Here is a 23,747-nt window from a genome sequence, read left to right on the forward strand (position 1 = left end):
CCCGTGGTTCATGCTTGCGGCATGGGGTTCACCGAGAAGGGCACGCGCCGGATCGAGGCGGACGAGCGCAGGGCACGCCTGGGGGTACGGCACCGGCTGGCAGGGTCGGCACGGGCCGCGACCGTCGAGGAGGTGGCCGGGTCGCTGGTGGCCCTGCACGCCACGGACCCGGCGAGCGTCTTCCTGGCGGTGGGCGCCCGGCTGAAGGGTGAGCCGGGGGACGGGGGTGCCCCGGGGAGCGGGGGCGGCGAGGGGCCGGCCGCCGAAGGGCCCGTCGCCGGGCTGGAGCGGGCGCTGTACGAGGACCGGTCGCTGTCCCGGATGCACGGCATGCGGCACACGATCTTCGTCTTCCCCACCGCCCTCGTACCCGCCGTGCACGCCTCCACCACGCGCGATGTCGCCACCCGCGAACGCTCCTCGCTGCTCAAGGACCTGACCGCCGGCAGCGCGTACGACGCGGACTGGCTCGCCGAGACCGAGCGCCTGCTGCTCGCCGAGCTGGCGGCCCGGGGCGAGGCCACGGGCGCCGACCTCGGCAGCGCCGTCCCGCGGCTGCGGGTGCAGTACACCTACGGCGTCGGCACCCGCCAGGAGGGCCCGCAGCCCCTCTCCAGCCGTCTGCTGCGCGTGCTCGGCATGGAGGGCCGGATCGCCCGCGGCCGCCCGCAGGGCGCGTGGACCTCCAGCCGCTTCCGCTGGGCCCTCGCCCCCGACCTGCCCGACCCGACGGACGCCGATGCCCACGCCGAGCTCGTACGGGTGTGGCTCGCGGCGTCCGGGCCGGCGACCGAGGCGGACCTGAAGTGGTGGACCGGCTGGAGGGTCACCGATGTCCGCAAGGCCCTCGCGGCGATCGGCGCGCGGCCCGTGAAGCTGGCGGAGGGCACCGGTTACGTCCTGCCGGACGACCTCGATCCCGTACCGGCGCCGGAGCCCTGGGCGGCGCTGCTTCCCGCGCTCGATCCGACGGCGATGGGGTGGCAGTTCCGCGACTGGTACCTGGACCCCGCGCTCCGGCCGGCCCTGTACGACCGCAGCGGGAACGTCGGCCCGACGGTCTGGTGGAACGGCCGCGTCGTCGGCGGCTGGGCCCAGCGCCCGGACGGCGAGATCGTCTGGCGCCTGCTCGACGAGACGGCGGCGGCCGGGGGGACCGGGGACGTGGGCGAGGAGGCGCGGGCCGCGATCGCGGCCGAGGCGGCACGGCTGGCGGCCTGGGTCGGCGGCGTCCGGGTCACGCCCCGCTTCCGTACACCGCTGGAGAAGGAGTTGGCGGCGGGAACCATGGTTCCCACGGGTGGTTTCCCCGGAAAATAGGGCGTGGCTTCCGCGCGGTGTCGAGAATCGGCGCCCGGCTCCGACGTCCCCTGTGAAGGGAACGAACACCTAAGGAGCACGTCATGAAGTACCTCGTCATGGTGCAGGGCGCCCAGGCCGACTACGAGGCCATGAAGGGCAAGGGCTCCGGGCACAGCCCTGCCTGGAGCAAGCAGGATCTGCAGGCCATGTTCGCCCACATGAACGCGATCAACGACGACCTCTCCGAGTCCGGCGAGATGATCGACGGGCAGGGCCTCGTCGAACCGGCGAAGACGCGCCACGTGAGCGTGGACAAGGACGGCCGGCCCGTGATCACGGACGGCCCGTACGGCGAGACGAAGGAGGTGCTCGCCGGGTACTGGGTGCTCGACTGCGAGAGCCTGGAGAGGGTCACCGAGATCGCGGTACGCGTGGCGAAGTGCCCGGTGCCGGCCGGGTCGACGGACTATCCGGTGGTGATCCGGCAGATCGACGAGAGCGGCGGAAGCGATCTCTGAGAGGAACGTGATCGTTCGGTGAGCGACGAGCACACCGTCGAGGACCTGCTGCGCCGTCACGCGCCGCAGGTCCTCGGCGCGCTCGTCCGCCGGTACGGCCACTTCGGCGCCGCCGAGGACGCCGTACAGGAGTCGCTGCTGGCCGCCGCCCGGCAGTGGCCGGAGACCGGAGTGCCCGCCAACCCGCGCGGCTGGCTGATCCGGGTGGCCTCGCGGCGGCTGACCGACCAGCTGCGGGCGGACGAGGCGCGGGCGCGGCGGGAGGAGACGGCGGTACGGCTGGAGCCCCGGGAGGTCCGGGCGGCGCCGTCCGAGGACGACACCCTGACGCTGCTGTTCCTCTGCTGCGACCCGGTGCTGGCGCCGGCGTCCCGGGTCGCGCTGACGCTGCGCGCGGTCGGCGGCCTCACCACGGCCGAGATCGCCCGGGCCCATCTCGTACCGGAGGCGACCATCGCCCAGCGGATCAGCCGGGCGAAGAAGCGGCTGAAGGAGCACCCGTTCCGACCGCCGGGGCCCGGCGACCGGGACGCGCGACTGGCCGCCGTGCTCCAGGTCCTGTACCTGATCTTCAACGAGGGGTACACCGCCACCTCGGGCCCCGCGCTCCACCGTGCCGACCTGGCACGCGAGGCGATCCGGCTGACGCGGGCGGTGCGCCGGCTGCTGCCCCGGGAGGGCGCGGTGACGGGTCTGCTGGCGCTGATGGTCCTGACGGAGGCCCGGAGTGCTGCCCGTACGGGACCGCACGGCGAGCTGATCCCCCTCGACGAGCAGGACCGCACCCGCTGGGACGCGGCGGCGATCGCCGAGGGCACCGCCCTGGTCGAGGAGGCCCTCACCGAGGGCCCGCCCGGGCCCTACCAGCTCCAGGCGGCCATCGCGGCCCTCCACGACGAGGCCCGGCGCCCCGAGGACACGGACTGGCCGCAGATCCTGGCCCTCTACGACCTCCTGGTGACCGGCTCGGCGGACACGCCGGACTCCGCCGACCCGATGGCGGAACTCGGCCGCGCGGTCGCCGTCGCCATGGTCCACGGCCCTCAGGCCGGCCTCGACGAACTGACCCGCCTGGAAGGCCGTCTGAGGGGCCATCACCGCCTTGAGGCCGTCCGCGCCCACCTACTGGAACGCACCGGCGCCATCGAAGCCGCCCGCGCCGCCTACCGTTCGGCGGCCCGCCACACTCTCAGCCTCCCGGAACGCCACTACCTGCGCACGAAGGCCGACCGCCTGGGCCGGTGAACGTGCGGCCCGCCCGTCGTGCGGCGGCGGACTGGGCCCCGCCGGGGCGCGCCGGGGGCGGCTCAGGAGGAGGCCTCCCGGAGGCGGGCCAGGGTGGTGTCGATATCGGACCCAGGGACCTTCGCGCGGTTGTACGGGAGTTTGCCGAGGGCCACCGCCATGCCGCAGGTGTTCGTCAGCGCCGAGAAGACGAGGCCGCCCGCGATGGCCGCCGACAGCAGCTGGAACGCCGGGTGCACCCACAGGCCGAGAGCCAGGCCGGTCAGGACGAGGGACCCCGCGCCGAACCGGACCTGGCGTTCCATGGCCCACACCTCGCGCGCCGGAGCGCCCTCGGGGCGGGCCAGCTCGTGGCCGCGCGCGGCCCAGTCGTCCGTGCCGCCACTGAGAGTGAGCGCGGGCACGCCGTGTGCGGCCAGCCGGGCGCAGGCGTTCACCGAGCGGCCGCCCGACTGGCACACCATCAGCAACTCGCCCCGGCCCGCCGCCTCCTGGAGCGCCGGAACGGCGCGGTCGAGCTCGTCGAGGGGGATGTTGAGCGCGCCGGGCAGATGGCCGGAGGCGTACTCGCCGGGCGTACGGACGTCGACGACGGTCAGTTCGCGCAGCCGGTCGCGGGCCTGGTCGGCGTCGAGTGACGGGGGAGTCTTCATGGCAGGCGGCATCCTCGCGCTTCGTGGGCGGCCTCGGCCGCCCGTTCGGAACCCCCGTCGGAGCAAAGTACCCTCCGGAGGCGCCGCCCGGAGATACGCGACGGGATGCCGGGAAGCGCCGCGGTCAGTCCGTGGCGAGACCCTTCAGGCGCTTGGCGATCTTGGTGAGGCGCTCACCCTGGTACCGGGCGGCCCGCAGGACGTCCTCCTCCGGGGTGCCGTTCGCACCCGGATGCGAGGTGCCGTAGGGGTTGCCACCGGCCGCGTAGATCGCCGGGTCGGTGTAGCCGGGCGAGACGATGACCGAACCCCAGTGGTGGAAGGTGTTGTAGAGCGCGAGCAGCGTCGACTCGTTGCCGCCGTGCATGTTGTGGGCGCTGGTGAAGGCGGTGGCCGGCTTGTCGGCCATGACGCCCCGCTGCCACAGGCCGCCCGCGGTGTCGATGAACTGCTTCAGCTGCGCGGCGACGTTGCCGAACCGGGTCGGCGAGCCGAGGGCGTAGGCGTCCGCCCACTCCAGGTCGTCCAGCGTGACGGTCTCGATGTCGCCCGTGGCGTCCAGGTGGGCCCGCCAGGCCGGATTGGAGTCGATGGCGGCGTCCGGGGCGAGCTCGGGCACCCGGCGCAGACGGACCTCGGCGCCTGCCTTCTCGGCGCCTTCGGCGACGGCCTGGGCGAGCCGGTGGACGTTCCCCGTGGCCGAGTAGTAGACGACAGCAACGTTGACGGACATGGAGCCCCTCGTTCCCTCAATCGGATGACGTTCCGTTTCGCTGGACCGAGAGTAAGCGGATAACGATCCGGTTCGCAAGGGGAGGCGGGAAGAACCGGATAGCGCTCCGTTATGCTCGAGTCAGGGACCGGACCGAGGGGGCGAGGGGCGAAGGGCAGGCGGACGACGATGAGCGCGAAGACACCGGAGGAGCGGCGGCAGGAGCCGGCGCGGGAGACCCCGCCCACGCCACCCGGCACGGAAAGCCGGACGCCCGGCACGGAGAACCAGACGCCCGGCACGGGAAACCAGACGCCCGGTGCCGGAGACCTGACGTCCGGCGGCCAGGCGCCCGCCGTCCCGCCGCTCGTCCTGCTCCCCACCGCCGACCGACCCACCCCCGAGCGCGCCGACGCCGCCCGCAATCGGCGCAAGATCCTCGACGCGGCCGCCCGCATCGTCGCCGAGGTCGGCCCCGAGGCCGTCACCATGAACCAGGTCGCGCACGCCAGCGGGATCGGTGTCGGCACCGTCTACCGCCGCTTCGGCGACGTCGCCCGGCTGCTCTGGGCCCTCCTCGACGACCGGGAACGCCAGTTCCAGGAGGCGTACATGGGCGGACCGCCTCCCCTCGGCCCCGGCGCCCCCGCCGCCGAGCGGCTGTCCGCGTTCTTCGACGCGCTCATCGACCGCGTCATCGAGCAGCGCGAACTCCTCCTCGCCGCCCAGGCCGCCGCGCCCAGCGCCCGCTACACCAGCGGCGCGTACCTGGCGATGCACACCCATGTGGCCCTGCTGGTCACCCGGCTCCGGCCGGAGGCGAACGGCGCTCTCCTCGCCCACCTGCTGCTGGCGCCGTTCTCGCCGAGCCTGATGCACCACCTCACGGTGGAGCGGAACCTCTCCGCCGAAGAACTCAAGGCCGGGGTCGCCGACCTGCTCACCCTGACCGGCCCGACCCCACACTGACCGGCCCGACCCCACACTGACCGGCCCGACCCCACACTGACCGGCCCGACCCCACACTGACCGGCCCGGTCCCACCCGTTCCGATCAGCCGGCGATCGCCCCTCCCCCTCACTCCGACCGGATCAGCGCCCCCAACCCGTCCAGCACCCGGCCGAGCCCGAAGGCGTACGCGTGGTCCGGGCTGTACATCCCCTGGTACGCCACCGCCGACGCCTCCCCCACCCGCGCCGCCAGCGGGAACCGCTCCCCGTCGAACACCCGGGCCAGCAGGGGCTCGTGCGCCGCCCACCACTCCCCGTCCGACATCGCGCTCTCCCGGTCCACCGCCCGCGCGTCCAGCTCCGCCCTGGCCGCGGACTGCACGAACCCCAGGACGTACGTCAGCGCCGAGTCCATGGCCACGTCGTCGAGGCCCAGGCCCTCGAAGGCGCCGAGCTCGTGCTCGTACTTCCTCATCACCCCGGGCCCGAGCGGCGGCCGGTGGACCCGCAGTTCGGCCAGCCAGGGGTGGCGCAGATACAGCGCCCGGTTCCCGTCGGCGACCGCCGTCACGCGCGCCCGCCACGGCTCGTCCGCCGCGAAGGAGGTGCGCGGCATCCGCAGGAAGACAGTGTCCAGCATCAGATCGAGCAGCTCGGCCTTGCCGGGGACGTAGGTGTAGAGCGTCATGGGCGTCACGCCCAGCCGCTGGGCCACCGCGCGCATGGTCAGCGCGTCGAGCCCGCCCTCGTCGGCGAGGCCGATCGCCGCGTCGACGACCGCGTCGACGCTCAGCCCCGGCCGGGGCCCGCGCCGGCCCCCGGGGACAGCCGCACCGTCCCGCCACAGCAGCTCCAGGGTCCGCGCCGGATCACCCGCGCCGCTGCTCCGCTCCTTCGTCGCCATGACACCCATTCTCGCAGGTCAGAACCCACATCACTTACCTTGTACATCGTATAGAGTACCCTGTACGGAAATTCGGAGCACACGGAGAACGGGCCACCTACGGGGCCACCACCTATCGGAGGGCGCACGCATGAACACCCCCGCTTCCACGAACCAGGCGGACAGCCACCACGTCATCCAGGTCCGCGGTGCCCGCGAGAACAACCTCAAGGACGTCTCCGTCGATCTGCCCAAGCGCCGTCTGACCGTCTTCACCGGCGTCTCGGGGTCCGGAAAGTCCTCGCTGGTCTTCGGCACCATCGCCGCCGAATCCCAGCGGCTGATCAACGAGACGTACAGCGCCTTCCTCCAGTCCTTCATGCCGTCGCTGGGCCGCCCCGACGTCGACGGACTGCACAACCTCAGCGCCGCGATCGTCGTCGACCAGGAGCGGATGGGCGCCAACTCCCGCTCCACGGTGGGGACGGCGACCGACGCGTACACGATGCTGCGGATCGTCTTCAGCCGCCTCGGCACCCCGCACATCGGCACGTCCGGCGCGTTCAGCTTCAACCTGCCCGAGGGCATGTGCCCGCGCTGCGAGGGCGCCGGCCAGATCTCCGACATCGACATCGACCAGCTCGTCGACCGCGAGAAGTCCCTCAACGAGGGTGCGATCACCGTGCCCAACTTCGCCGTGGACTCCTGGTACTGGCAGATCATGGCCCACTCCGGCTTCTACGACCCCGACAAGAAGCTGAAGGACTTCACCGAGGAGGAGTGGGCGGACTTCCTCCACAAGCCGCAGGTCAAGGTGAAGGTGGGCAGCAACAACTTCACGTACGAGGGTCTGGTGGTGAAGGTCCAGCGGACCATGCTCACCAAGGACCGGGACGCCATGCAGTCCCACATCCGGGCCTTCGTCGACCGGGCCGTCGTCTTCCGCGACTGCCCGGAGTGCGGCGGCACGCGGCTGACCCGGGCCGCCCTGTCGTCGAAGATCGACGGAGTGAACATCGCGGACTGCTCGGCGATGCAGATCAGCGACCTGGCGGCGTTCATACGCGGGATCGAGGACCCGTCGGTGGCCCCCCTCCTGGCCAACCTGCGCGATCTGCTCGACTCGCTCGTCGAGATCGGCCTCGGCTATCTGAGCCTGGACCGGGCCTCCGCCACGCTCTCCGGCGGCGAGGCGCAGCGCGTGAAGATGGTGCGGCACCTCGGGTCCTCGCTCACCGACGTCACGTACGTCTTCGACGAGCCGACCACCGGTCTGCACCCGCACGACATCCAGCGGATGAACGACCTGCTGCTGCGGCTGCGCGACAAGGGCAACACGGTCCTCGTCGTCGAGCACAAGCCGGAGGTCATCGAGATCGCCGACCATGTGGTGGACCTGGGGCCGCGGGCGGGGTCGGCCGGCGGGGAGGTCTGCTACAGCGGCGACGTGGCCGGTCTGCGGGCCTCCGGCACCCTGACCGGGAACCATCTCGCGCACCGGGCGAAGCTGCGCTCCGAGGTACGCGAGCCCACCGGCTTCCTGTCCATCGAGGGCGCCTCGCAGCACAACCTCCGGGACGTGAGCGTCCAGATCCCGACCGGCGTCCTCACGGTCGTGACGGGGGTGGCAGGCTCCGGGAAGTCCTCCCTGATCCACGGGAACCTGCCGGGCCGGGAGGGCGTCGTCGTCGCCGACCAGTCCCCGATCCGCGGCTCGCGCCGCTCGAACCCGGCGACGTACACGGGTCTGCTGAACCCGGTCCGGACCGCTTTCGCCAAGGCGAACGGCGTCAAAGCGGCCCTCTTCAGCGCCAATTCGGAGGGCGCCTGCCCGAAGTGCAACGGGCTCGGGCTCGTCTACACCGACCTCGCGATGATGGCCGGTGTCGCGTCCGTCTGCGAGGAGTGCGAGGGCAAGCGCTTCACGCCGGAGGTTCTGACCTACACCCTGAACGGCCGGAACATCCACGAGGTGCTGTCGATGTCGGTCGAGGAGGCGTACGACTTCTTCACGACGGGGCAGGCGCGGACGATCCTGGGCCGGCTGAAGGACGTCGGCCTCGGCTATCTGCGCCTCGGGCAGCCGCTGAACACGCTCTCGGGCGGCGAGCGCCAGCGTCTGAAGCTGGCGATCCACATGGCCGAGAAGGGCGCGACCTATGTCCTCGACGAGCCGACGACCGGCCTGCATCTGGCGGACGTCGACCAGCTCCTCGCGCTGCTCGACCGCCTGGTCGAGGCGGGCAACACGGTCGTCGTGATCGAGCACCACCAGGCGGTCATGGCCCACGCCGACTGGCTGATCGACCTGGGTCCGGGCGCGGGTCACGACGGCGGCCGGATCGTCTTCGAGGGCACACCCTCCGAACTGGTGGAGAAGGGCGACACCCTCACCGCCCGCCATCTGCGCGCGTACGTGAGCTGAGACGCGAGCTGGGACCTGAGCTGAGCCCGCCGGCCGGGGGGCGCGCGTTGGCCCAGCGCGCCCCCTCGCACGACGAGCAGCCGGCAGGGCGGCCGGCCACCACCTCACGTAACCCCGCCGACACGGAGAGGTGACCCCGGCTCGTCCGGAAGGCAGAGCCCGCACGCGCGCGCACGGCCGTCGCGCGGGATCATCGGATCATGAACACCGAGATCCACCTCGCCCAGCAGCCGGAGGCCGACGAGCTCCTCGGCCGCAGCCCGCTCGCCGCGCTCGTCGGCATGCTGCTGGACCAGCAGGTCCCCATGGAGTGGGCGTTCTCCGGGCCGTACACCATCGCCCAGCGGCTCGGCGGGGACGATCTCGACGCGCACGAGATCGCCGCCTACGACCCCGACGCCTTCGCCGCGCTGCTCTCCGCCAAACCGGCCGTGCACCGCTACCCCGGCTCCATGGCCAAGCGGATCCAGCAGCTGTGCCAGTTTCTCGTCGACGAGTACGGCGGTGAGGCCGAGGCCGTGTGGAGGGACGCCGGGACCGGCGCGGAGCTGCTCGGCCGGCTTGTCGACCTGCCCGGGTTCGGCAAGCAGAAGGCGCAGATCTTCCTGGCCCTGCTGGGGAAGCGGTACGGCGTACGGCCCGAGGGCTGGCGGGAGGCGGCCGGGGCCTACGGCGAGGAGGGTTCGTACCGTTCGGCGGCCGACATCACCGGACCGGAGTCCCTGGCGAAGGTGCGCGCCTTCAAGCAGCAGGCGAAGGCGGCCGCAAAGGCGGCTAAAGCGACGGGTAATTGACTATTTCGGGTGGCAATCATGCTCAATGTGACAGGAATTGCGGCCGATCTGTTCCCAGAACGCACCGGAGATCGCTAACTTCCCCTCAACCCTCGTTCGCACCGGGAAGGACCTCTGTGAACGCATCCCATCGCAGAGCCGCGGCCACCCTGGCCGCAGCCGCACTCGCCACCCCGCTCCTGCTGGCAGCCGCTTCCCCCACCACCGCCGCTCCGGACCCCGGTGCCGCACCGGCCAGGGACGCCGCGAAGCTGGCGAAGAAGCTCGTCCGCGAGACCTCCGCCGACGGTGCCTACAAGCACCTGGAGATGTTCCAGGCCATAGCGGACTCGGCCGGCGGCCACCGCGCGGCCGGCTCCCTCGGGCACGACGCCTCCGCCGCGTACGTGTACCAGCAGCTCAAGAAGGCCGGCTACAACGTCTCGTACCAGAAGTTCGACTTCGACTACACCGAGACGCTGGCCGAGAAGCTCTCCGTCCTCGCGCCCACCCCGCGCGACGTCGAGATCAAGGCCATGACCTACACCAAGTCGACGCCGGTCGGCGGCATCAAGGCCGACCTGGCCGCCGTCCCGGTCGACGCCGACGGCACCTCCGGCTGCGAGCCCGCCGACTTCGCCGCGGGCACCTTCACCGGCAAGGTGGCGCTGATCAAGCGCGGCGGCTGCGCGTTCGCCGTCAAGCAGGAGAACGCCGCCGCGGCGGGCGCGGCGGGCGCCATCGTCTACAACAACACCGAGGGCGTCCTCTCCGGCACCCTCGGCGACGCGGCGGCCGGCAAGATCCCGACCGGCGGCATCACCCAGGCGGAGGGCGAGAAGCTCGCGGCCGACCTCGCCAAGGGGCCGGTCAGCCTCTCCTTCGAGATCCGCCAGCTCCAGGAGAAGCGCACCACCAACAACGTCATCGCGGAGACGAAGGGCGGCAACGCCGCCAACACCGTGATGCTCGGCGCGCACCTCGACTCCGTCTCCGCCGGCCCCGGCATCAACGACAACGGCTCGGGCTCCGCCGGCCTGCTCCAGGCCGCCGTGGAGCTCGCCGAGTCGAAGGCGAAGGTCCGCAACAAGGTCCGCTTCGCCTGGTGGTCGGCCGAGGAGAACGGCCTGCTCGGCTCCGAGCACTACGTCTCGAAGATGAGCGAGCTGGACAAGAAGGAGGTCAAGCTCTACCTCAACTTCGACATGATCGCCTCGCCGAACTACGGCCTGTTCGTGTACGACGGCGACAACTCCGACGGCGTCGGCGCGGGCCCGGGCCCGGCGGGCTCGGCCCAGCTGGAGCGTGACATCAACGCGTTCCTGGACAAGCGGGGCACGCCGCACGAGGGCACCGACTTCACGGGCCGCTCTGACTACGGCCCGTTCATCGAGATCGGCATCCCGTCCGGCGGCACGTTCACGGGTGCCGAGGGCATCAAGACGGCGACGCAGGCGGCGAAGTTCGGCGGGACGGCGGGTGTCGCGTACGACGTGAACTACCACGCGGCCGGCGACACCATCGAGAACATCAACATGACGGCCTTCGACGTCAACATCGACATCATCGCCAACGCCGTGGGCACGTACGCCCACGACATCAGCTCTCTGAAGAAGCCGGTCGTCTCCGTCCCGACGGACGGCGACGCGGGCAGCGGCGGCGGTCTGCACGACGGTCACGACCACGAGGTCACGGAGTAACCGACCAGCGGTTCCGCGGAAGGCCCGGCCCATGAGGGCCGGGCCTTTCCCTCAGCGGCAGCCGCTACCGCCTGCGCCGTGCCGTACCGAAGAGCGACCGGCTGATCTCCCGCCCCAGCTGCGTCCCGATCGACCGGGCCAGGGACGTGAAGATCCCGCTGCCCACCACCTGCCCGGCGAGCGACTCATCCCGCCGAGGCGGCGACGCCGGCGACGCCTCCCTTTCCGCGCCCGCCTTCTCTTCCGCCGCCTTCAGCGCCGCCGCCTCCGCCGACCGCTGCTCGGCCGTCAGCTTCTCGTACGCCGACTCCCGGTCCACCGCCTCCGCGTACCGCCCGTACAGAGCCGATCCCTTCACCGCCGCCTCCAGCGCGCTCGCCTCGACCGGCCCCATACGGGACTGCGGCGCCCGCAGCCGGGTCACCGCCACCGGCGTCGGCGCGCCCGTCTCGCTCAGGACGGTGATCACCGCCTCGCCCGTGCCGAGCCCGGTCAGCACCTCCTCCAGGTCGTACGCCGAGTTGGGGAAGGTCCGCACCGTCGCCTTCAGCGCCTTGGCGTCGTCCGGCGTGAACGCCCGCAGCGCGTGCTGCACCCGGTTGCCCAGCTGCGCCAGCACATCCCCCGGTACGTCCTTCGGCGTCTGGGTCACGAAGAAGACCCCGACCCCCTTCGAGCGGATCAGCCGCACGGTCTGCGTGATCGACTCCAGGAACGCCTTCGATGCGCCGTCGAAGAGCAGATGCGCCTCGTCGAAGAAGAAGACCAGCTTCGGCTTCTCCAGGTCGCCGGCCTCCGGCAGATCGTGGAAGAGGTCCGCCAGCAGCCACATCAGGAACGTCGAGAACAGCTGCGGCTTGTCCTGGACGGCCGGCAGCTCCAGGACGGACACCAGCCCGCGCCCGTCCGGCGCCGTCCGCAGGAACTCGCTCGTGTCGAACTCCGGCTCCCCGAAGAAGCCGCCCGCCCCCGTCTGCTCGAAGGCCGTGATCGCCCGCAGGATCACCCCTGCCGTCGCCGTCGACAGGCCGCCGATCCCCTTCAGCTCCGCCTTCCCGGTGTCCGACACCAGGAACGCCACCACCGCCCGCAGGTCCTTCAGATCGACGAGCTCAAGACCCTTCTGATCCGCGTAGTGGAAGATCAGGGCCAGCGACTGCTCCTGCGTCCGGTTCAGCTGCAGCACCTTCGACAGCAGCACCGGCCCGAAGCTGGTCACCGTGGCCCGCACGGGGATGCCGGGGCCGGTCCCGCCGAGCCCGTAGAACTCGCAGGGGAAGCCCCTGGCCTCCCACTCCTGCCCCACCTGCTCCGCCCGCTGCCGGATGCGCTCGCTGTCCTCCCCGGGCGCCGAGACGCCGGAGACGTCGCCCTTGATGTCGGCGAGGAAGACCGGTACGCCGTTGGCCGACAGCTGCTCGGCGATGAGCTGGAGCGTCTTCGTCTTGCCGGTGCCGGTGGCGCCGGCGACCAGGCCGTGGCGGTTGAGCATGGCCAGCGGGATGCGGATCGGCGCGTCCGAATGGCAGGCACCGCCCCAGAGCAGCGCGCCGAGCTCGAGCGCGGGGCCGGCGAACCCGTATCCCGCCGCGATATCGGCGGCCGGAGACTCTTCGCTCACGCTCATGAGAGGACCCCATTTTCCGGATTGCTACGGTCTGCGGCGGTTTGCCCCAGCATCCCACCGGGTCCGCCTGGCTGCGCCGGGAGCCGCTCGCCCGGTAGGCTTTCCGTGTGATCTTCAAGCGCATCGGTAACGGGCGGCCGTATCCCGACCACGGCCGGGAAAGCACCCGCCAGTGGGCGGACGTGGCGCCGCGCCCGGTCCGCCTCGATCAGCTGGTGACCACCAAGGGCCAGCTGGACCTGGAGACGCTGCTCGCCGAGGACTCCACCTTCTACGGCGACCTCTTCGCGCACGTCGTGAAGTGGCGCGGCGATCTCTATCTGGAGGACGGGCTGCACCGCGCGGTCCGCGCCGCCCTCCAGCAGCGGCAGGTGCTGCACGCGCGCGTCCTGGAAATGGACTGACCGGCTGACCGGCTGACAAGAGCAACGCTCACGCCGTCACTGACCCTTTCGGGGCCACTTACCGCCCATCCGGACGCGATCACATGATCATCCAGTAGGCATCATCGGCGGGCGGCATTACGCTGCGCTCATGAGCATGCTCACTCCCCCCGGTATGGGCGGAAAGTACCGCATCACGGGGGACGCGTACCCCCGCATGCGCCGCCCTCGCCGCCGGCGCAGGATCGTCCTCGCGGCGGCCGCCGCCGTGATCGTGCTCGGCGCGGCCGGCTGGGGCACGCTGCAGCTCGTCGAGGTCTTCTCGGGCGGCGCCGGCACGAGGACGGCGGCCGCGCGCGGGAACGACTGCAAGCCCGCCCCCAAGCCCACGGCCGCGCCGGTGAGTGCTCTCCCGAAACCCGCGCAGATCACCGTCAACGTCTACAACGCGACCCCGCGCAGCGGCCTCGCCAAGGCGACGGCCGACGAGCTGAAGAAGCGGGGCTTCCGGATCGGCAAGATCGGCAACGCACCGGCCGCGTACGACAAGAAGGTCCCCGGTACGGGAATCCTCCTGGGCGCCCCCGGCGCCGCCAAGGGCGCCTTCCCGGTCCTGGGCACCCAGCTGAAGGGCGCCGCGTCCAAGACGGACACACGCGCGACGGCGGATGTGGACCTGATCCTGGGCACGGCCTTCAAGAACCTGGACCCGAAGCCGACGGCGGACGCGGCCCTGGTCGCTCTGAACAAGCCCAAGGCCGCGCCCGCCGGTAAGTGCTGAGTCGCTAGTCGGCGGTGCCGTACATGCGGTCGCCCGCGTCGCCCAGGCCCGGGACGATGTAGCCGCTCTCGTTGAGGCGCTCGTCCACCGAGGCCGTCACCACGGTCACCGGCGTGCCCGCCAGCTCGCGCTCCATGATCTCGACGCCCTCGGGGGCGGCGAGCAGCACCACGGCGGTCACGTCGTCCGCACCGCGCTTGATCAGCTCCTGGATCGCCGCGACGAGCGTGCCGCCGGTCGCCAGCATCGGGTCCAGGACGTACACCTGGCGGCCCGAGAGGTCCTCCGGCATCCGCGTCGCGTAGGTCGACGCCTCCAGCGTCTCCTCGTTGCGGATCATGCCCAGGAAGCCCACCTCGGCGGTCGGCAGCAGGCGCACCATGCCGTCCAGCATGCCGAGCCCGGCGCGCAGGATCGGGACCACCAGCGGACGCGGGTACGACAGCTTCACACCGGTCGTCGGCGTGACGGGGGTCTCGATGTCGACCTGCTCGGTGCGCACGTCCCGCGTGGCCTCGTAGGCGAGCAGGGTGACCAGCTCGTCCGCCAGCCGGCGGAAGGTCGGGGAGTCCGTGCGCTTGTCGCGCAGAGTGGTGAGCTTGTGGGCGACCAGCGGGTGATCGACGACGTGGAGACGCATGACCCCAACAGTAGCCCGCACTGGCATCAACCCACGCCCTGGAGGGAAGGTGGGGGTGCACAGGAGACCCAGTCGTGGGGTGGTGCGTGGCCATGCCGAAGCCGAAAGACCCGGACAACGCCGGCGCCCCGGACGGTGACGCGGCCGGCGCCCAGCCGCCCGAGACCGACGCCGAGCGCCGTCGGCGCCGCGCCCAGTTCCTGCGCGAGCTGCACGAGGCGAAGGCGCTGCGCGACCGCGTCCAGCCGCGTCGCGCCCGGGCGGCCAGGATGCGGCAGGCCATGCGTATGCGGACGTTCCGCTGGTGAGACGTGAGACCGCGATGCCATGAGGCCCCGGCCCGAAGGACCGGGGCCTCACGGCCGACCGTACGGCGGCCGCTTGCTACGGCTACAGCCCGCCCGTGTACAGCAGCTTGTTCGGGCTGGACGGGGTGACGTTCCGCAGAACGTTCTTCGTGGAGGTCTCGTCGAGCCAGAGGCTGACGCCCGCGACCGTCGCCTCCGGGTGCGCCTGCCGGTAGAGGGCGGCGGCTCCGGCCACGTGCGGGGCGGCCATCGAGGTGCCGTCCAGGGCCACGCTGCCGCCGCCGAGCTTCGCCGAGACGATCGCCTGGCCGGGAGCGTAGAGGGTGAGGCACTCGCCCCAGTTGGAGAAGCTCGTCTCCGCGTCCGTCCGGTCAGTCGCGCCGACCGTCACCACACCGTCCGCGCCGGCCGGGGAGACGTCGCAGGCGTCGGCCGCGGAGTTGCCCGCGGCCACGACCGGCAGCACTCCCGCCGCGGCCAGGGCCTCGGCGGCGTTGTCGACGGCGTCCGACTCGGGCCCGCCGAGGGAGGCGTTCAGGACGGCCGGCTGCTTGGCGTTCTTGGCCACCCAGTCCATCCCGGCCAGGATCCCCGACCACTGGCCCCGCCCGTCGCAGCCGAGCACGCGCACGCTGATCAGGTTGACGTTGCGCGCCACCCCGTACGTCTTGCCGCCGACCGTTCCTGCGACATGGGTGCCGTGCCCCTGGCAGTCCGCTCCCGCCCGCCCGTCGCCCATGGCGTCGAAGCCGAAGGCGGCGCGGCCGCCGAACTCCTCGTGGCCGTACTCGATGCCGGTGTCGAGGATGTACGCGTTGACCCCGGTGCCGTCACCGGCCGTGGTGAAGGTGTCGTCGAGGGGGAGCGCCCGCTGGTCGATCCGGTCCAGACCCCAGGTCGCGGCCGGTGCCCGGTGCGCCCCGAAGGGCCGCGCGGGCGTGACCGCCGACACGGCGGCGTCCTCCTCCACCGCCTTGACGCCGAGGGTGCTGCGCGCGGTCTTCACCTGGAGCGGGTCCATGGTCACGGCGAACCCGTTCAGCACCTCGCTGTAGACGAACGCCGGCTTCACGTTCATCTTCTCCGCGAGCGTCCGCGCGTTCGTCCCCTTCTCCACGGTGACGATGTACTGCCCGGGGACGGCGCGGGAAGAGGTGTACAGCGGCGCGGGCTCCGGCGCGGACGGCCCGGCGGGGGCGGCGGCGGCCGGCGGTCCGGCCAGGGCGAGCACGGCGGTGACGACGGTCGCCAGGGCGAAACCCGTACGAGTGCCAATGCGAGCGCGAGTGCGAGTGCGAGTGGTCATGCCGCGCACACCATCATGCAGAAACGATTAACCCCTAGGACATCGCCACGCGGTTCACCCGGTGCCGGAAGCACAATGGAGGAACGGCGGAACGCGCTCCTCCGAAGAGGTGGATCTCCGCCCGCCGGGCGCCCCCTCCGACGCTCCGCACGCGGTCCGCCGGGGAAGGCGCCCGGGGCGCGGATCAGACTGATGCACGACGCAAGAGCCGAAGACCTCTCCTGAGGCCGCCGTTTCTGCCACGATGCCGATTGGGCGGGGCACCAGGAGCGCACCGCCGGATCGTCACACCTCTGATCAGTGGGAGAGTCACGGTGTACTTCGCCGCACTGCTCGCGCGCACCGAAGACGGGTGGGAAGCGAGCGACACAGAGCTCGACGATGTGGAGACCCTGTCGGATCTGACCGAACTCGCCCGCGAGGCCTCGGTCGACGACGACACGGTCATCGTCTTCATCGAACAGGAGGACGCCTGGTTCGGCCTCCTCCGGATCGAGGGCGAGGACGACCCTCGCATCTACGTGTCGGACGGGGCGGCCGCCCGCCGCTCCTCGTACGGGGAGATCCTCATCAAGGAACTGCTCGGCGACGACCTGGACGGGGACGCCCCCGACCTGGACGCGCTGGACCTCGACGGCACGGAGGACGGAGAACCTCTGGACCAGGAGGAGGACGAGGAGGAGGTGCCGGGCGTGGCCGTCGAGACCGTACCGGCCGCCCCGATCGGCGACCGGCTGGTCCTGGCGGACCTCGGCCTGCCGGAGAAGGAACTGCTGGCGCTGGAGAGCGACGCGCTGGCCGAGATCGCGGACGCGCTGGGCGCCGCGGAGGTGCTGGAGACCGTTCGCTAGTGACCCACGCAGGACCCGGGCACAGCCCTGAGCACGACACCGGGCACGGCCCGCCGCACGACCCCGACCCTGTCCCCGACCCCGGCCCCGGTTCTGGGCTCGGCCCCGCCCACGATCCCGTACGGGACTCGGCTCCCGATCCCGTACGGGACCCCTGGCGGGATGCCATGCGGCTGGCGCTCGCGGAAGCCGACCGGGCCGCGTCGGCCGGTGACGTACCGGTCGGCGCGGTCGTGCTCTCCCCCGACGGCTCGCTCCTCGCCACCGGGCACAACGAACGGGAGGCGACCGGCGACCCGACCGCGCACGCCGAGGTCCTGGCCCTGCGCCGGGCCGCCGCGAGAACCGGCGAGTGGCGGCTGACCGGCTGCACCCTCGTCGTGACCCTGGAGCCCTGCGTGATGTGCGCGGGCGCCCTCGTCCAGTCCCGCGTCGAGCGGGTGGTGTTCGGCGCCTTCGACGAGAAGGCGGGCGCGGCCGGTTCGCTCTGGGACCTCGTACGCGACCGCCGACTGAACCACCGCCCCGAGGTGATCTCCGGCGTGCTCGGCGAGCAGTGCGCACGGCAGCTCACGGCCTTCTTCCGTACCCGCTGAACGCCCCTCCCACCTGCGCGGGGATACGGATTTCATCGCGGGGGCACCTTTGGGCTAAGCTCTCTCTCGGTAGCGTGTCCGAGCGGCCGAAGGAGCTCGCCTCGAAAGCGAGTGTGGCGCAAGTCACCGAGGGTTCAAATCCCTCCGCTACCGCTTCGATCGAAGGGCCCGGTGCATCGCACCGGGCCCTTCGGCGTGTTCGGGCGCGGGAACGCCGAAGCCCCGAAACGCCGAAGCCCCGGGCGCGTGGGGCACGGCCGGGGCATCGGCGTTCGTCGGACGGGGGGAGCGGATCGGGGGGACAAGCCGCTCCCCCCGATGAGAACCGGTCCCGCAAGTCCTGCGCCGCGGTCGGGGGGAAGCACGCGGCACGGACCCCGCAGTGGGGGCCGGCTCCTCGCCCCGCGGACTCCTGCCAGGATCCGCCGGGCTCGACATCCATGCTGCCGCGCCGTCACCCTTCCGGGGTCCGGCAAAAGGCCTCGGTCACCGGGTCCTTGGTCCATAAAGACGGGGTGAAGGGGCTCGGTTAGACTCACGCGACTCCGCAGGGCGCAGGGAGAGCGCGGGCGGGGTGGACAGGCGGCTTGGCGGACCGGGGAGGGCGCGGCAGATGGCGCAAGCGAAGAAGATCGCGCTGTACGCGGTCGTGGTCTTCGTGCTGTACACGATCATCAATTCCCCGGCCAGGGCGGCCGATCTCGTGCAGGTAGGGTTCGAGGGCATATCGTCCGCCGCACAGGGCGTCGGCGAGTTCATGACCGAGCTCGTCAACTAGATCATCGACGAGGAGTCCCGCTGTGATCCGCCATCTGGTCCTGTTCAAGCTCAACGACGGCATCGCGAAGGACGACCCCCGCGCGGTCGCCGCGGCGGACGCCCTGCGGCCGCTGGGCGGGATCATCCCCGAGCTGACGTTCTGGGAGTGCGCCTGGAACATCACCGACCGGCCGATCGCGTACGACTTCGCCATCAACTCAGCGGTCGAGGACACCGACGCGCTCCAGCGCTACCTCGACCACCCGGCCCACCAGGCGGGTGTGGCGCTGTGGCGCGAGATCGCCACGTGGGTGATCGCGGACTACGAGTTTTAACACGTTCGAGTCTCGGCTTCCGGGCCCCCCGCCGTACTGGCGGGGGGCCTTCCGGCTTCTTTACGTACCCATTCGTCCCAACTTGCCGTCAACACGTGGTTATACGGTGCTTGCACACAGTGGACATGTCTTGTGATGCTATGACCGCTTTTGACGGATGAGTTGACCGTAGTTGACCAGCAGGACCAGCCAGAGGGGTGGCGTGCACGTGCCGGCCAGTACAGCGCCTCAAGTCCCGCCCCAGAACGAGGCGGGCGGCTCGGACACCCCGCGCCCCCGGCCACAGAGCACCCGCGGCGCCGACACCCGCGCGCTCACCCAGGTGCTCTTCGGGCAGCTCAAGACCCTGGAACCGGGCACACCGGAGCACCACCGGGTGCGCGGGGCGCTGATCGAGGCCAACCTGCCGCTCGTGCGGTACGCGGCCGCCCGCTTCCGCTCCCGCAACGAACCGATGGAGGACGTCGTCCAGGTCGGCACCATCGGCCTGATCAACGCCATCGACCGCTTCGACCCCGACCGCGGCGTCCAGTTCCCCACCTTCGCGATGCCCACCGTCGTCGGCGAGATCAAGCGCTACTTCCGGGACAACGTACGGACCGTCCACGTACCGCGCCGGCTCCATGAGCTCTGGGTGCAGGTCAACGGCGCCACCGAGGACCTGACGACCGCCCACGGCCGCTCACCCACCACCGCCGAGATCGCCGAACGGCTGAAGATCGGCGAGGACGAGGTCCTCGCCTGCATCGAGGCGGGGCGCTCCTACCACGCCACCTCCCTGGAGGCGGCCCAGGAGGGCGACGGACTGCCCGGACTGCTCGACCGGCTCGGCTACGAGGACCCGGCGCTCGCCGGGGTCGAGCACCGGGATCTCGTACGGCATCTGCTCGTACAGCTGCCCGAACGCGAGCAGCGGATCCTGATGCTCCGCTACTACAGCAATCTGACGCAGTCCCAGATCAGCCAGGAGCTCGGGGTCTCGCAGATGCATGTGTCAAGACTCCTCGCCCGGAGCTTCGCCCGATTGAGGTCCGCAAACAGGATCGAGGCGTAACCGAAACGGGTAGACCGGTTCCGAGTGGTTCCGTGCGTACTTTCCGCGCCCCAAATGCCGTACACCCCTTGTTTCCTGCGGATATCCACCTCCTCCTTGTCGACAAGTCACTACAGCGTGTTGCCGACATGTGACATTCTGCTGGAACCGCGTTTGCCGCAGCCCCTCCTCCGGTATTCAGGTGGAGGCTGCGTTCCTCCGATGGTCGTGGCCGCCGCGACCGTCCGCGACCTCAAGGGGGTGGCATGTCCGCAGAACAGGGCAGCTCGAAGGTGCTCACGCTCACGCCCGCGCAGACGCCGGTACAGGTGCAGATTCCGGAGCAGACGCCCGCGCCGAGCCAGGAGCCCGCCCCGCCGCTTGCCGTCTCGCCGGAAGCCATCGACACCCGTACGCTCTCCCGCTCGCTGTTCCTCCGGCTGCGCGCCCTGGACACCGAAGGCGCCGCCGCCGACAGCCCCGAGCGGACCTACGTCCGCGACACCCTCATCGAGCTGAACCTGCCGCTCGTCCGGTACGCCGCGGCCCGCTTCCGCTCCCGGAACGAACCGATGGAGGACATCGTCCAGGTCGGCACCATCGGCCTGATCAAGGCGATCGACCGGTTCGACTGCGAACGGGGCGTCGAGTTCCCGACGTTCGCGATGCCGACGGTCGTCGGCGAGATCAAGCGCTTCTTCCGCGACACCTCGTGGTCGGTGCGCGTTCCGCGCCGGCTGCAGGAGCTGCGGCTCGCGCTGACCAAGGCGAGCGACGAGCTCGCACAGAAGCTGGACCGTTCCCCGACCGTTCCCGAACTGGCCGCCGTACTGGGCGTGTCGGAGGAGGACGTCGTCGACGGGCTCGCCGTCGGCAACGCCTACACCGCCTCCTCGCTCGACTCCCCCTCCCCGGAGGACGAGGGCGGCGAGGGCTCGCTGGCCGACCGCCTCGGGTACGAGGACACGGCCCTGGAGGGCGTCGAGTACCGCGAGTCGCTCAAGCCGCTGCTCGCCAAACTGCCGCCCAGGGAACGGCAGATCATCATGCTCCGGTTCTTCGCCAACATGACGCAGTCGCAGATCGGCGAGGAGGTCGGCATCTCGCAGATGCACGTCTCGCGGCTGCTCACGAGGACGCTGGCGCAGCTGCGGCAGGGTCTGATCGACGACTGAAATCAGCAGAATCGCTTCCCTGCTGACGGTACGTCAGACACACTGTGCGCCATGCGGCGACAGGGGTCACTTCTGACGGTGGTCGCGCTCTGCCTCGGCGGAGCGCTGACCGCGTGCGGCAGCGGAGACGACGGCGAGGGTTACGCGGCGGTGGGCGCGGGCTCCCCGCCGAAGGGAGCGGTCCCGCCCTCCGGGAAGGTCACCCTGGTACCCCTCGACGGCCCCTCGGCCAGCGGAACGACCTCCAGTACGTCAGCGGCGTCACCGCCTCCGGCCACACCGTCGGGCGGGGGCACGCCATCCGCCCCGGCCCCCGGCATCACGCCGTCCGGAGGCCGTACGACCCCGGGGGCACCGCCGCTCCCCCGGCCGCCCGGCCCGCCCGCGGTCCGGCCCGCCGTCCCGGGCGCCACGACCGCGCCGCCGCCGGCCCCGGGGACGACCTCTCCGGCACGTCCACCAACCCCCGCGCCGACGGCGCCGACCAGGCCCAGCGCGTCCCCCACCCCGGCCGCCCCGGCCACGCTCACCCTCTCCGCGCCCGTGCTCACGGACGCCGGCACCCGGTGGTGCGAGCGCGTGACGGTCACCTTCCGCAACACCGGCGGCTCACCGGCCCGCTCGGGCACGGTCACCTTCGCCACCCACGTCATCGGCGCGCTCGGCGTCGACTGGGCCACGATCGAATCCGCCCAGCCACTGCCGGCCCCGATCGCCCCCGGAACGGCCAGGACCCGGACGTACACGGTCTGCGTGGACAGCTGGCGCGTGCCGCTCGGCATGCACGTCGACACCCGGAAGGTCACGGCCACCTGGAAGTGAGCGGGCGGCCGGTTCCTCCTGTGCGGGGGACCGATGAGTTCTCGCGGTACGCGCGGTCTTACCTCTGACACGCGCGACACCCGAGGAGACATTCATGACCGAGGCAGTCACCCGCACGCTGGACGCGGCCGGGGCCACGCTCGCCTACGACATCCGCCCCGGCGGGACCGGCGGCGACGTCCTCTTCCTGGTGGGCTCGCCCATGGACGCCACGGGGTTCACCACGCTGGCGTCGCACTTCACCGACCGGACCGTCGTCACGTACGACCCGAGGGGAGCGGGCCGCAGCCGGCGCACCGACGGCGCGGCGGAGACGACACCCGAGGAGCACGCCGACGATCTGCGGCGGGTGATCGAGGCACTCGGCGAAGGGCCGGTGGACGTCTTCGCGAGCAGCGGCGGTGCCGTCAACGCGCTCGCGCTGGTGGAGCGGCACGGGGATCTGGTGCGCACCCTCGTCGCCCATGAGCCGCCGACGGCGCAGGTCCTCCCCGACCGGGAAGCGGCGCTGGCGGTCTGCGCGGACATCCACGCGACCTACCTGCGGGACGGGGTGGGCCCGGCCATGGCGAAGTTCCTGGCGCTGACGAGCCGGAAGGGCCTGATCCCGGCGAACTGGGCTGACGAGCCCGCGCCCTCCCCCGCGGATTTCGGGCTTCCGGTCGAGGACGACGGCTCGCGCGACGATCCGCTCCTCGGCCAGAACATGCGCGGCTGCACCAGCTACCAGCCCGACTTCGCCGCTCTGCGGGCCGCGTCGACGCGGCTCGTCATCGCCGTGGGCCAGGAGTCCGAGGGCGAGTTCGCCGCCCGCTCGGGGGTCGGCGTCGCCGCCGGGATCGGTGTCGAGCCGGTGGTGTTCCCCAGCCATCACGGTGGCTTCCTGGGAGGCGAGTACGGGCAGTACGGCGCCCCGGACGAGTTCGCGAAGGCCCTGCGTCACGTACTGGAGGGCACCGGCCGCTGACCCGGCGCCGCGCCCGAGCCGCTGGGCCGCTGAGTCACTGAGCCGCTGCCGCTTTCGGGAAGGGGCGCCCGCCGGGCGCCCCGCCCCGTCCGTTCGTCAGCCCAGCGCCAGCCAGGCCACCCCCGCCAGGACCGCGAGGACCACGACCACGCCCACGATCAGGCCGACGCGCGGGCCGGACGACTGGGGAGCGGCCTGCGGACGGCCCTGCGGAGCGCCCTCGTCGACGAAGGCGCGGAACATCTGCGTGCTGCCGGAGGGGTCGTAGTTGCCCTCGGGACCGGGGCCCTGACCGTGCGGTGCATGGGGGTTGTGTGCCATGGGTGAGGACCCTAGCGAACCGGGGGTTCCGGCCCCAACCTCCGGCCCCCGCCCCGCCCGTTCCGGGCACGGTTCCCCCGCACCGCTCCCACCTTTGCCGATTCTTTAGCGCCGTTTGACCGATTTAGTTTGCCTGGAGCAACCATCCATCTCTATGGTTGCCCTAAGCAACAAGATGTGCGGGGTGCCCATGGAGACGCGACAAGACGCGCGGAACCGCCGACAGGAAACGCGGAACCGCTACGAGAACCTGGCCCGCCAGGTCGGCGCCATCGGCGCCGTGAAGCGCGGACTCTCGCGGGCCCTGCCCGCCGAGTGCCCGAGCGGCTCGGCGATCGTGCTCGCCCTCCTCCACCACCACGGCGACATGCGGATCGGCCGCGTCTCGGAGCTGATGGCCGTCGACATGTCGGTGAGCAGCCGCCATGTGGCCCACACCGTGGACCGCGGCTGGGTCGAACGGCTGCCCGACCCCGCCGACAAGCGCTCCCGCATCCTGCACCTCACCACCGCGGGCGAGTCCACGCTCGCCGATCTCGACCGGCGGGTGACCGACATGCTCGCCCGCAACCTCGCGGAGTGGTCCGACACCGACGTCGAACTGCTCACCACGCTGCTCGCCCGCCTCCGCGACTCCTTCGGGGACTGCCGGGCCCACCACGCTTGAGAACAAAGGAACTTC

General features: G+C 71.6%; 27 protein-coding genes and 1 tRNA gene. 20 read left to right on the forward strand and 8 right to left on the reverse strand.

Translation table 11 applies throughout. The features are described 5' to 3' along the window. Positions 1–21: 21 nt before the first annotated feature. From ACIRB4_RS18750 to ACIRB4_RS18760, 3 genes are all read left to right on the forward strand, one after another. Positions 22–1,320, forward strand: coding sequence for a winged helix DNA-binding domain-containing protein (locus ACIRB4_RS18750; protein ID WP_403292537.1), 1,299 nt, complete (start codon positions 22–24; stop codon positions 1,318–1,320). An 83-nt stretch (positions 1,321–1,403) separates the two neighbouring features. Then, positions 1,404–1,820 carry a YciI family protein gene (locus ACIRB4_RS18755; protein WP_403292538.1) on the forward strand — a complete coding sequence of 139 codons (417 nt, stop codon included), beginning with the start codon at positions 1,404–1,406 and terminating at the stop codon, positions 1,818–1,820. Between the two features lie 18 nt (positions 1,821–1,838). After that, positions 1,839–3,065 carry an RNA polymerase sigma factor gene (locus ACIRB4_RS18760; RefSeq protein WP_403292540.1) on the forward strand — a complete coding sequence of 409 codons (1,227 nt, stop codon included), beginning with the start codon at positions 1,839–1,841 and terminating at the stop codon, positions 3,063–3,065. A gap of 62 nt (positions 3,066–3,127) precedes the next feature. Here the strand turns inward: ACIRB4_RS18760 and ACIRB4_RS18765 are convergent, their stop codons facing one another. Both ACIRB4_RS18765 and wrbA read right to left on the reverse strand, forming a co-directional pair. Further along, entirely contained in the window at positions 3,128–3,718 is a 591-nt protein-coding gene (locus tag ACIRB4_RS18765; protein ID WP_403292542.1) for a rhodanese-like domain-containing protein, read from the reverse strand. Between the two features lie 124 nt (positions 3,719–3,842). Continuing rightward, complete coding sequence (gene wrbA, locus ACIRB4_RS18770; RefSeq protein WP_403292544.1) at positions 3,843–4,451, reverse strand: NAD(P)H:quinone oxidoreductase; 609 nt, start codon at positions 4,449–4,451, stop codon at positions 3,843–3,845. Positions 4,452–4,619: 168 nt separating this feature from the next. Between wrbA and ACIRB4_RS18775 the strand changes: the two genes are divergently transcribed. Next, positions 4,620–5,399, forward strand: a complete 780-nt coding sequence (locus tag ACIRB4_RS18775; RefSeq protein WP_403292547.1) for a TetR/AcrR family transcriptional regulator — start codon at positions 4,620–4,622, stop codon at positions 5,397–5,399. 108 nt (positions 5,400–5,507) lie between these two features. Here the strand turns inward: ACIRB4_RS18775 and ACIRB4_RS18780 are convergent, their stop codons facing one another. Continuing rightward, entirely contained in the window at positions 5,508–6,293 is a 786-nt protein-coding gene (locus ACIRB4_RS18780) for a TetR/AcrR family transcriptional regulator (protein WP_403292548.1), read from the reverse strand. Positions 6,294–6,414: 121 nt separating this feature from the next. On the opposite strand from ACIRB4_RS18780, the gene ACIRB4_RS18785 reads away from it, so the two are divergent. The 3 genes from ACIRB4_RS18785 to ACIRB4_RS18795 all read left to right on the forward strand — a co-directional run bounded on the left by ACIRB4_RS18785 (position 6,415) and on the right by ACIRB4_RS18795 (position 11,161). Then, a complete protein-coding gene (locus ACIRB4_RS18785; protein ID WP_403292550.1) occupies positions 6,415–8,688 on the forward strand; it encodes an ATP-binding cassette domain-containing protein in 2,274 nt (757 codons plus the stop codon). Between the two features lie 200 nt (positions 8,689–8,888). Further along, complete coding sequence (locus tag ACIRB4_RS18790) at positions 8,889–9,482, forward strand: HhH-GPD-type base excision DNA repair protein (protein ID WP_403292552.1); 594 nt, start codon at positions 8,889–8,891, stop codon at positions 9,480–9,482. Positions 9,483–9,598: 116 nt separating this feature from the next. Further along, a complete protein-coding gene (locus ACIRB4_RS18795; RefSeq protein ID WP_403292554.1) occupies positions 9,599–11,161 on the forward strand; it encodes a M28 family metallopeptidase in 1,563 nt (520 codons plus the stop codon). A gap of 64 nt (positions 11,162–11,225) precedes the next feature. Here the strand turns inward: ACIRB4_RS18795 and ACIRB4_RS18800 are convergent, their stop codons facing one another. After that, a complete protein-coding gene (locus ACIRB4_RS18800) occupies positions 11,226–12,788 on the reverse strand; it encodes a helicase HerA-like domain-containing protein (RefSeq protein WP_403292556.1) in 1,563 nt (520 codons plus the stop codon). A 107-nt stretch (positions 12,789–12,895) separates the two neighbouring features. On the opposite strand from ACIRB4_RS18800, the gene ACIRB4_RS18805 reads away from it, so the two are divergent. Both ACIRB4_RS18805 and ACIRB4_RS18810 read left to right on the forward strand, forming a co-directional pair. Continuing rightward, positions 12,896–13,192: a type II toxin-antitoxin system VapB family antitoxin gene (locus ACIRB4_RS18805; protein WP_009067182.1), complete on the forward strand. Its 297-nt coding sequence runs from the start codon at positions 12,896–12,898 to the stop codon at positions 13,190–13,192. A 130-nt stretch (positions 13,193–13,322) separates the two neighbouring features. Next, positions 13,323–13,952: a LytR C-terminal domain-containing protein gene (locus ACIRB4_RS18810; protein WP_403292557.1), complete on the forward strand. Its 630-nt coding sequence runs from the start codon at positions 13,323–13,325 to the stop codon at positions 13,950–13,952. A gap of 4 nt (positions 13,953–13,956) precedes the next feature. Here ACIRB4_RS18810 and upp read toward each other — a convergent pair whose 3' ends face one another. Then, a complete protein-coding gene (upp, locus tag ACIRB4_RS18815; RefSeq protein WP_355110873.1) occupies positions 13,957–14,592 on the reverse strand; it encodes a uracil phosphoribosyltransferase in 636 nt (211 codons plus the stop codon). A gap of 92 nt (positions 14,593–14,684) precedes the next feature. Between upp and ACIRB4_RS18820 the strand changes: the two genes are divergently transcribed. Then, positions 14,685–14,900 carry a hypothetical protein gene (locus tag ACIRB4_RS18820; protein ID WP_403292559.1) on the forward strand — a complete coding sequence of 72 codons (216 nt, stop codon included), beginning with the start codon at positions 14,685–14,687 and terminating at the stop codon, positions 14,898–14,900. An 82-nt stretch (positions 14,901–14,982) separates the two neighbouring features. On the opposite strand, the gene ACIRB4_RS18825 is transcribed toward ACIRB4_RS18820, so the two are convergent. Then, the gene (locus ACIRB4_RS18825; RefSeq protein ID WP_403292561.1) at positions 14,983–16,206 is read right to left on the reverse strand and encodes a S8 family serine peptidase; all 1,224 of its coding nucleotides are present in this window, start codon (positions 16,204–16,206) and stop codon (positions 14,983–14,985) included. A 314-nt stretch (positions 16,207–16,520) separates the two neighbouring features. Here ACIRB4_RS18825 and ACIRB4_RS18830 point away from each other — a divergent pair, with 314 nt between their 5' ends. The 7 genes from ACIRB4_RS18830 (at position 16,521) to ACIRB4_RS18860 (ending at position 20,955) form a co-directional block, all read left to right on the forward strand. After that, complete coding sequence (locus ACIRB4_RS18830; RefSeq protein ID WP_403292563.1) at positions 16,521–17,057, forward strand: hypothetical protein; 537 nt, start codon at positions 16,521–16,523, stop codon at positions 17,055–17,057. 167 nt (positions 17,058–17,224) lie between these two features. After that, a complete protein-coding gene (gene tadA / locus ACIRB4_RS18835; protein ID WP_403292930.1) occupies positions 17,225–17,653 on the forward strand; it encodes a tRNA adenosine(34) deaminase TadA in 429 nt (142 codons plus the stop codon). Between the two features lie 68 nt (positions 17,654–17,721). Further along, a tRNA-Ser gene (locus ACIRB4_RS18840) sits at positions 17,722–17,806 on the forward strand. Between the two features lie 460 nt (positions 17,807–18,266). Beyond that, complete coding sequence (locus ACIRB4_RS18845; RefSeq protein WP_356887494.1) at positions 18,267–18,431, forward strand: hypothetical protein; 165 nt, start codon at positions 18,267–18,269, stop codon at positions 18,429–18,431. Positions 18,432–18,453: 22 nt separating this feature from the next. Continuing rightward, entirely contained in the window at positions 18,454–18,747 is a 294-nt protein-coding gene (locus tag ACIRB4_RS18850) for a Dabb family protein (RefSeq protein ID WP_403292565.1), read from the forward strand. 208 nt (positions 18,748–18,955) lie between these two features. Further along, positions 18,956–19,801, forward strand: coding sequence for an RNA polymerase sigma factor SigF (locus ACIRB4_RS18855; RefSeq protein ID WP_403292566.1), 846 nt, complete (start codon positions 18,956–18,958; stop codon positions 19,799–19,801). 245 nt (positions 19,802–20,046) lie between these two features. Continuing rightward, positions 20,047–20,955 (forward strand): RNA polymerase sigma factor SigF, encoded by a 909-nt coding sequence (locus ACIRB4_RS18860; protein WP_403292569.1) that lies wholly within the window; start codon positions 20,047–20,049, stop codon positions 20,953–20,955. Between the two features lie 140 nt (positions 20,956–21,095). Here ACIRB4_RS18860 and ACIRB4_RS18865 read toward each other — a convergent pair whose 3' ends face one another. After that, entirely contained in the window at positions 21,096–21,506 is a 411-nt protein-coding gene (locus ACIRB4_RS18865) for a hypothetical protein (protein ID WP_403292571.1), read from the reverse strand. On the opposite strand from ACIRB4_RS18865, the gene ACIRB4_RS18870 reads away from it, so the two are divergent. Both ACIRB4_RS18870 and ACIRB4_RS18875 read left to right on the forward strand, forming a co-directional pair. Then, the gene (locus tag ACIRB4_RS18870) at positions 21,499–21,777 is read left to right on the forward strand and encodes a hypothetical protein (protein WP_403292573.1); all 279 of its coding nucleotides are present in this window, start codon (positions 21,499–21,501) and stop codon (positions 21,775–21,777) included. The genes ACIRB4_RS18865 and ACIRB4_RS18870 overlap by 8 nt on opposite strands. A gap of 94 nt (positions 21,778–21,871) precedes the next feature. Next, positions 21,872–22,744 carry an alpha/beta fold hydrolase gene (locus ACIRB4_RS18875; protein WP_403292575.1) on the forward strand — a complete coding sequence of 291 codons (873 nt, stop codon included), beginning with the start codon at positions 21,872–21,874 and terminating at the stop codon, positions 22,742–22,744. Positions 22,745–22,840: 96 nt separating this feature from the next. Here ACIRB4_RS18875 and ACIRB4_RS18880 read toward each other — a convergent pair whose 3' ends face one another. After that, positions 22,841–23,065: a hypothetical protein gene (locus ACIRB4_RS18880; RefSeq protein ID WP_356887480.1), complete on the reverse strand. Its 225-nt coding sequence runs from the start codon at positions 23,063–23,065 to the stop codon at positions 22,841–22,843. A gap of 190 nt (positions 23,066–23,255) precedes the next feature. Between ACIRB4_RS18880 and ACIRB4_RS18885 the strand changes: the two genes are divergently transcribed. Beyond that, positions 23,256–23,732 carry a MarR family winged helix-turn-helix transcriptional regulator gene (locus ACIRB4_RS18885; RefSeq protein ID WP_403292577.1) on the forward strand — a complete coding sequence of 159 codons (477 nt, stop codon included), beginning with the start codon at positions 23,256–23,258 and terminating at the stop codon, positions 23,730–23,732. The last annotated feature ends 15 nt before the right edge of the window (positions 23,733–23,747 follow it).

It is taken from the genome of Streptomyces sp. NPDC093600 (assembly GCF_044764755.1).
Classification (GTDB): domain Bacteria; phylum Actinomycetota; class Actinomycetes; order Streptomycetales; family Streptomycetaceae; genus Streptomyces.

Coding starts and splice junctions, on each gene's coding strand:
- ACIRB4_RS18750 (WP_403292537.1), top strand. CDS start 22: ATGGGGTTCACCGAGAAGGGCACGCGCCGGATCGAGGCGGACGAGCGC.
- ACIRB4_RS18755 (WP_403292538.1), top strand. CDS start 1,404: ATGAAGTACCTCGTCATGGTGCAGGGCGCCCAGGCCGACTACGAGGCC.
- ACIRB4_RS18765 (WP_403292542.1), bottom strand. CDS start 3,718: ATGAAGACTCCCCCGTCACTCGACGCCGACCAGGCCCGCGACCGGCTG.
- wrbA (WP_403292544.1), bottom strand. CDS start 4,451: ATGTCCGTCAACGTTGCTGTCGTCTACTACTCGGCCACGGGGAACGTC.
- ACIRB4_RS18775 (WP_403292547.1), top strand. CDS start 4,620: ATGAGCGCGAAGACACCGGAGGAGCGGCGGCAGGAGCCGGCGCGGGAG.
- ACIRB4_RS18780 (WP_403292548.1), bottom strand. CDS start 6,293: ATGGGTGTCATGGCGACGAAGGAGCGGAGCAGCGGCGCGGGTGATCCG.
- ACIRB4_RS18785 (WP_403292550.1), top strand. CDS start 6,415: ATGAACACCCCCGCTTCCACGAACCAGGCGGACAGCCACCACGTCATC.
- ACIRB4_RS18790 (WP_403292552.1), top strand. CDS start 8,889: ATGAACACCGAGATCCACCTCGCCCAGCAGCCGGAGGCCGACGAGCTC.
- ACIRB4_RS18800 (WP_403292556.1), bottom strand. CDS start 12,788: ATGAGCGTGAGCGAAGAGTCTCCGGCCGCCGATATCGCGGCGGGATAC.
- ACIRB4_RS18810 (WP_403292557.1), top strand. CDS start 13,323: ATGAGCATGCTCACTCCCCCCGGTATGGGCGGAAAGTACCGCATCACG.
- upp (WP_355110873.1), bottom strand. CDS start 14,592: ATGCGTCTCCACGTCGTCGATCACCCGCTGGTCGCCCACAAGCTCACC.
- ACIRB4_RS18820 (WP_403292559.1), top strand. CDS start 14,685: ATGCCGAAGCCGAAAGACCCGGACAACGCCGGCGCCCCGGACGGTGAC.
- ACIRB4_RS18825 (WP_403292561.1), bottom strand. CDS start 16,206: ATGACCACTCGCACTCGCACTCGCGCTCGCATTGGCACTCGTACGGGT.
- tadA (WP_403292930.1), top strand. CDS start 17,225: ATGCGGCTGGCGCTCGCGGAAGCCGACCGGGCCGCGTCGGCCGGTGAC.
- ACIRB4_RS18845 (WP_356887494.1), top strand. CDS start 18,267: ATGGCGCAAGCGAAGAAGATCGCGCTGTACGCGGTCGTGGTCTTCGTG.
- ACIRB4_RS18860 (WP_403292569.1), top strand. CDS start 20,047: ATGTCCGCAGAACAGGGCAGCTCGAAGGTGCTCACGCTCACGCCCGCG.
- ACIRB4_RS18875 (WP_403292575.1), top strand. CDS start 21,872: ATGACCGAGGCAGTCACCCGCACGCTGGACGCGGCCGGGGCCACGCTC.
- ACIRB4_RS18880 (WP_356887480.1), bottom strand. CDS start 23,065: ATGGCACACAACCCCCATGCACCGCACGGTCAGGGCCCCGGTCCCGAG.
- ACIRB4_RS18885 (WP_403292577.1), top strand. CDS start 23,256: ATGGAGACGCGACAAGACGCGCGGAACCGCCGACAGGAAACGCGGAAC.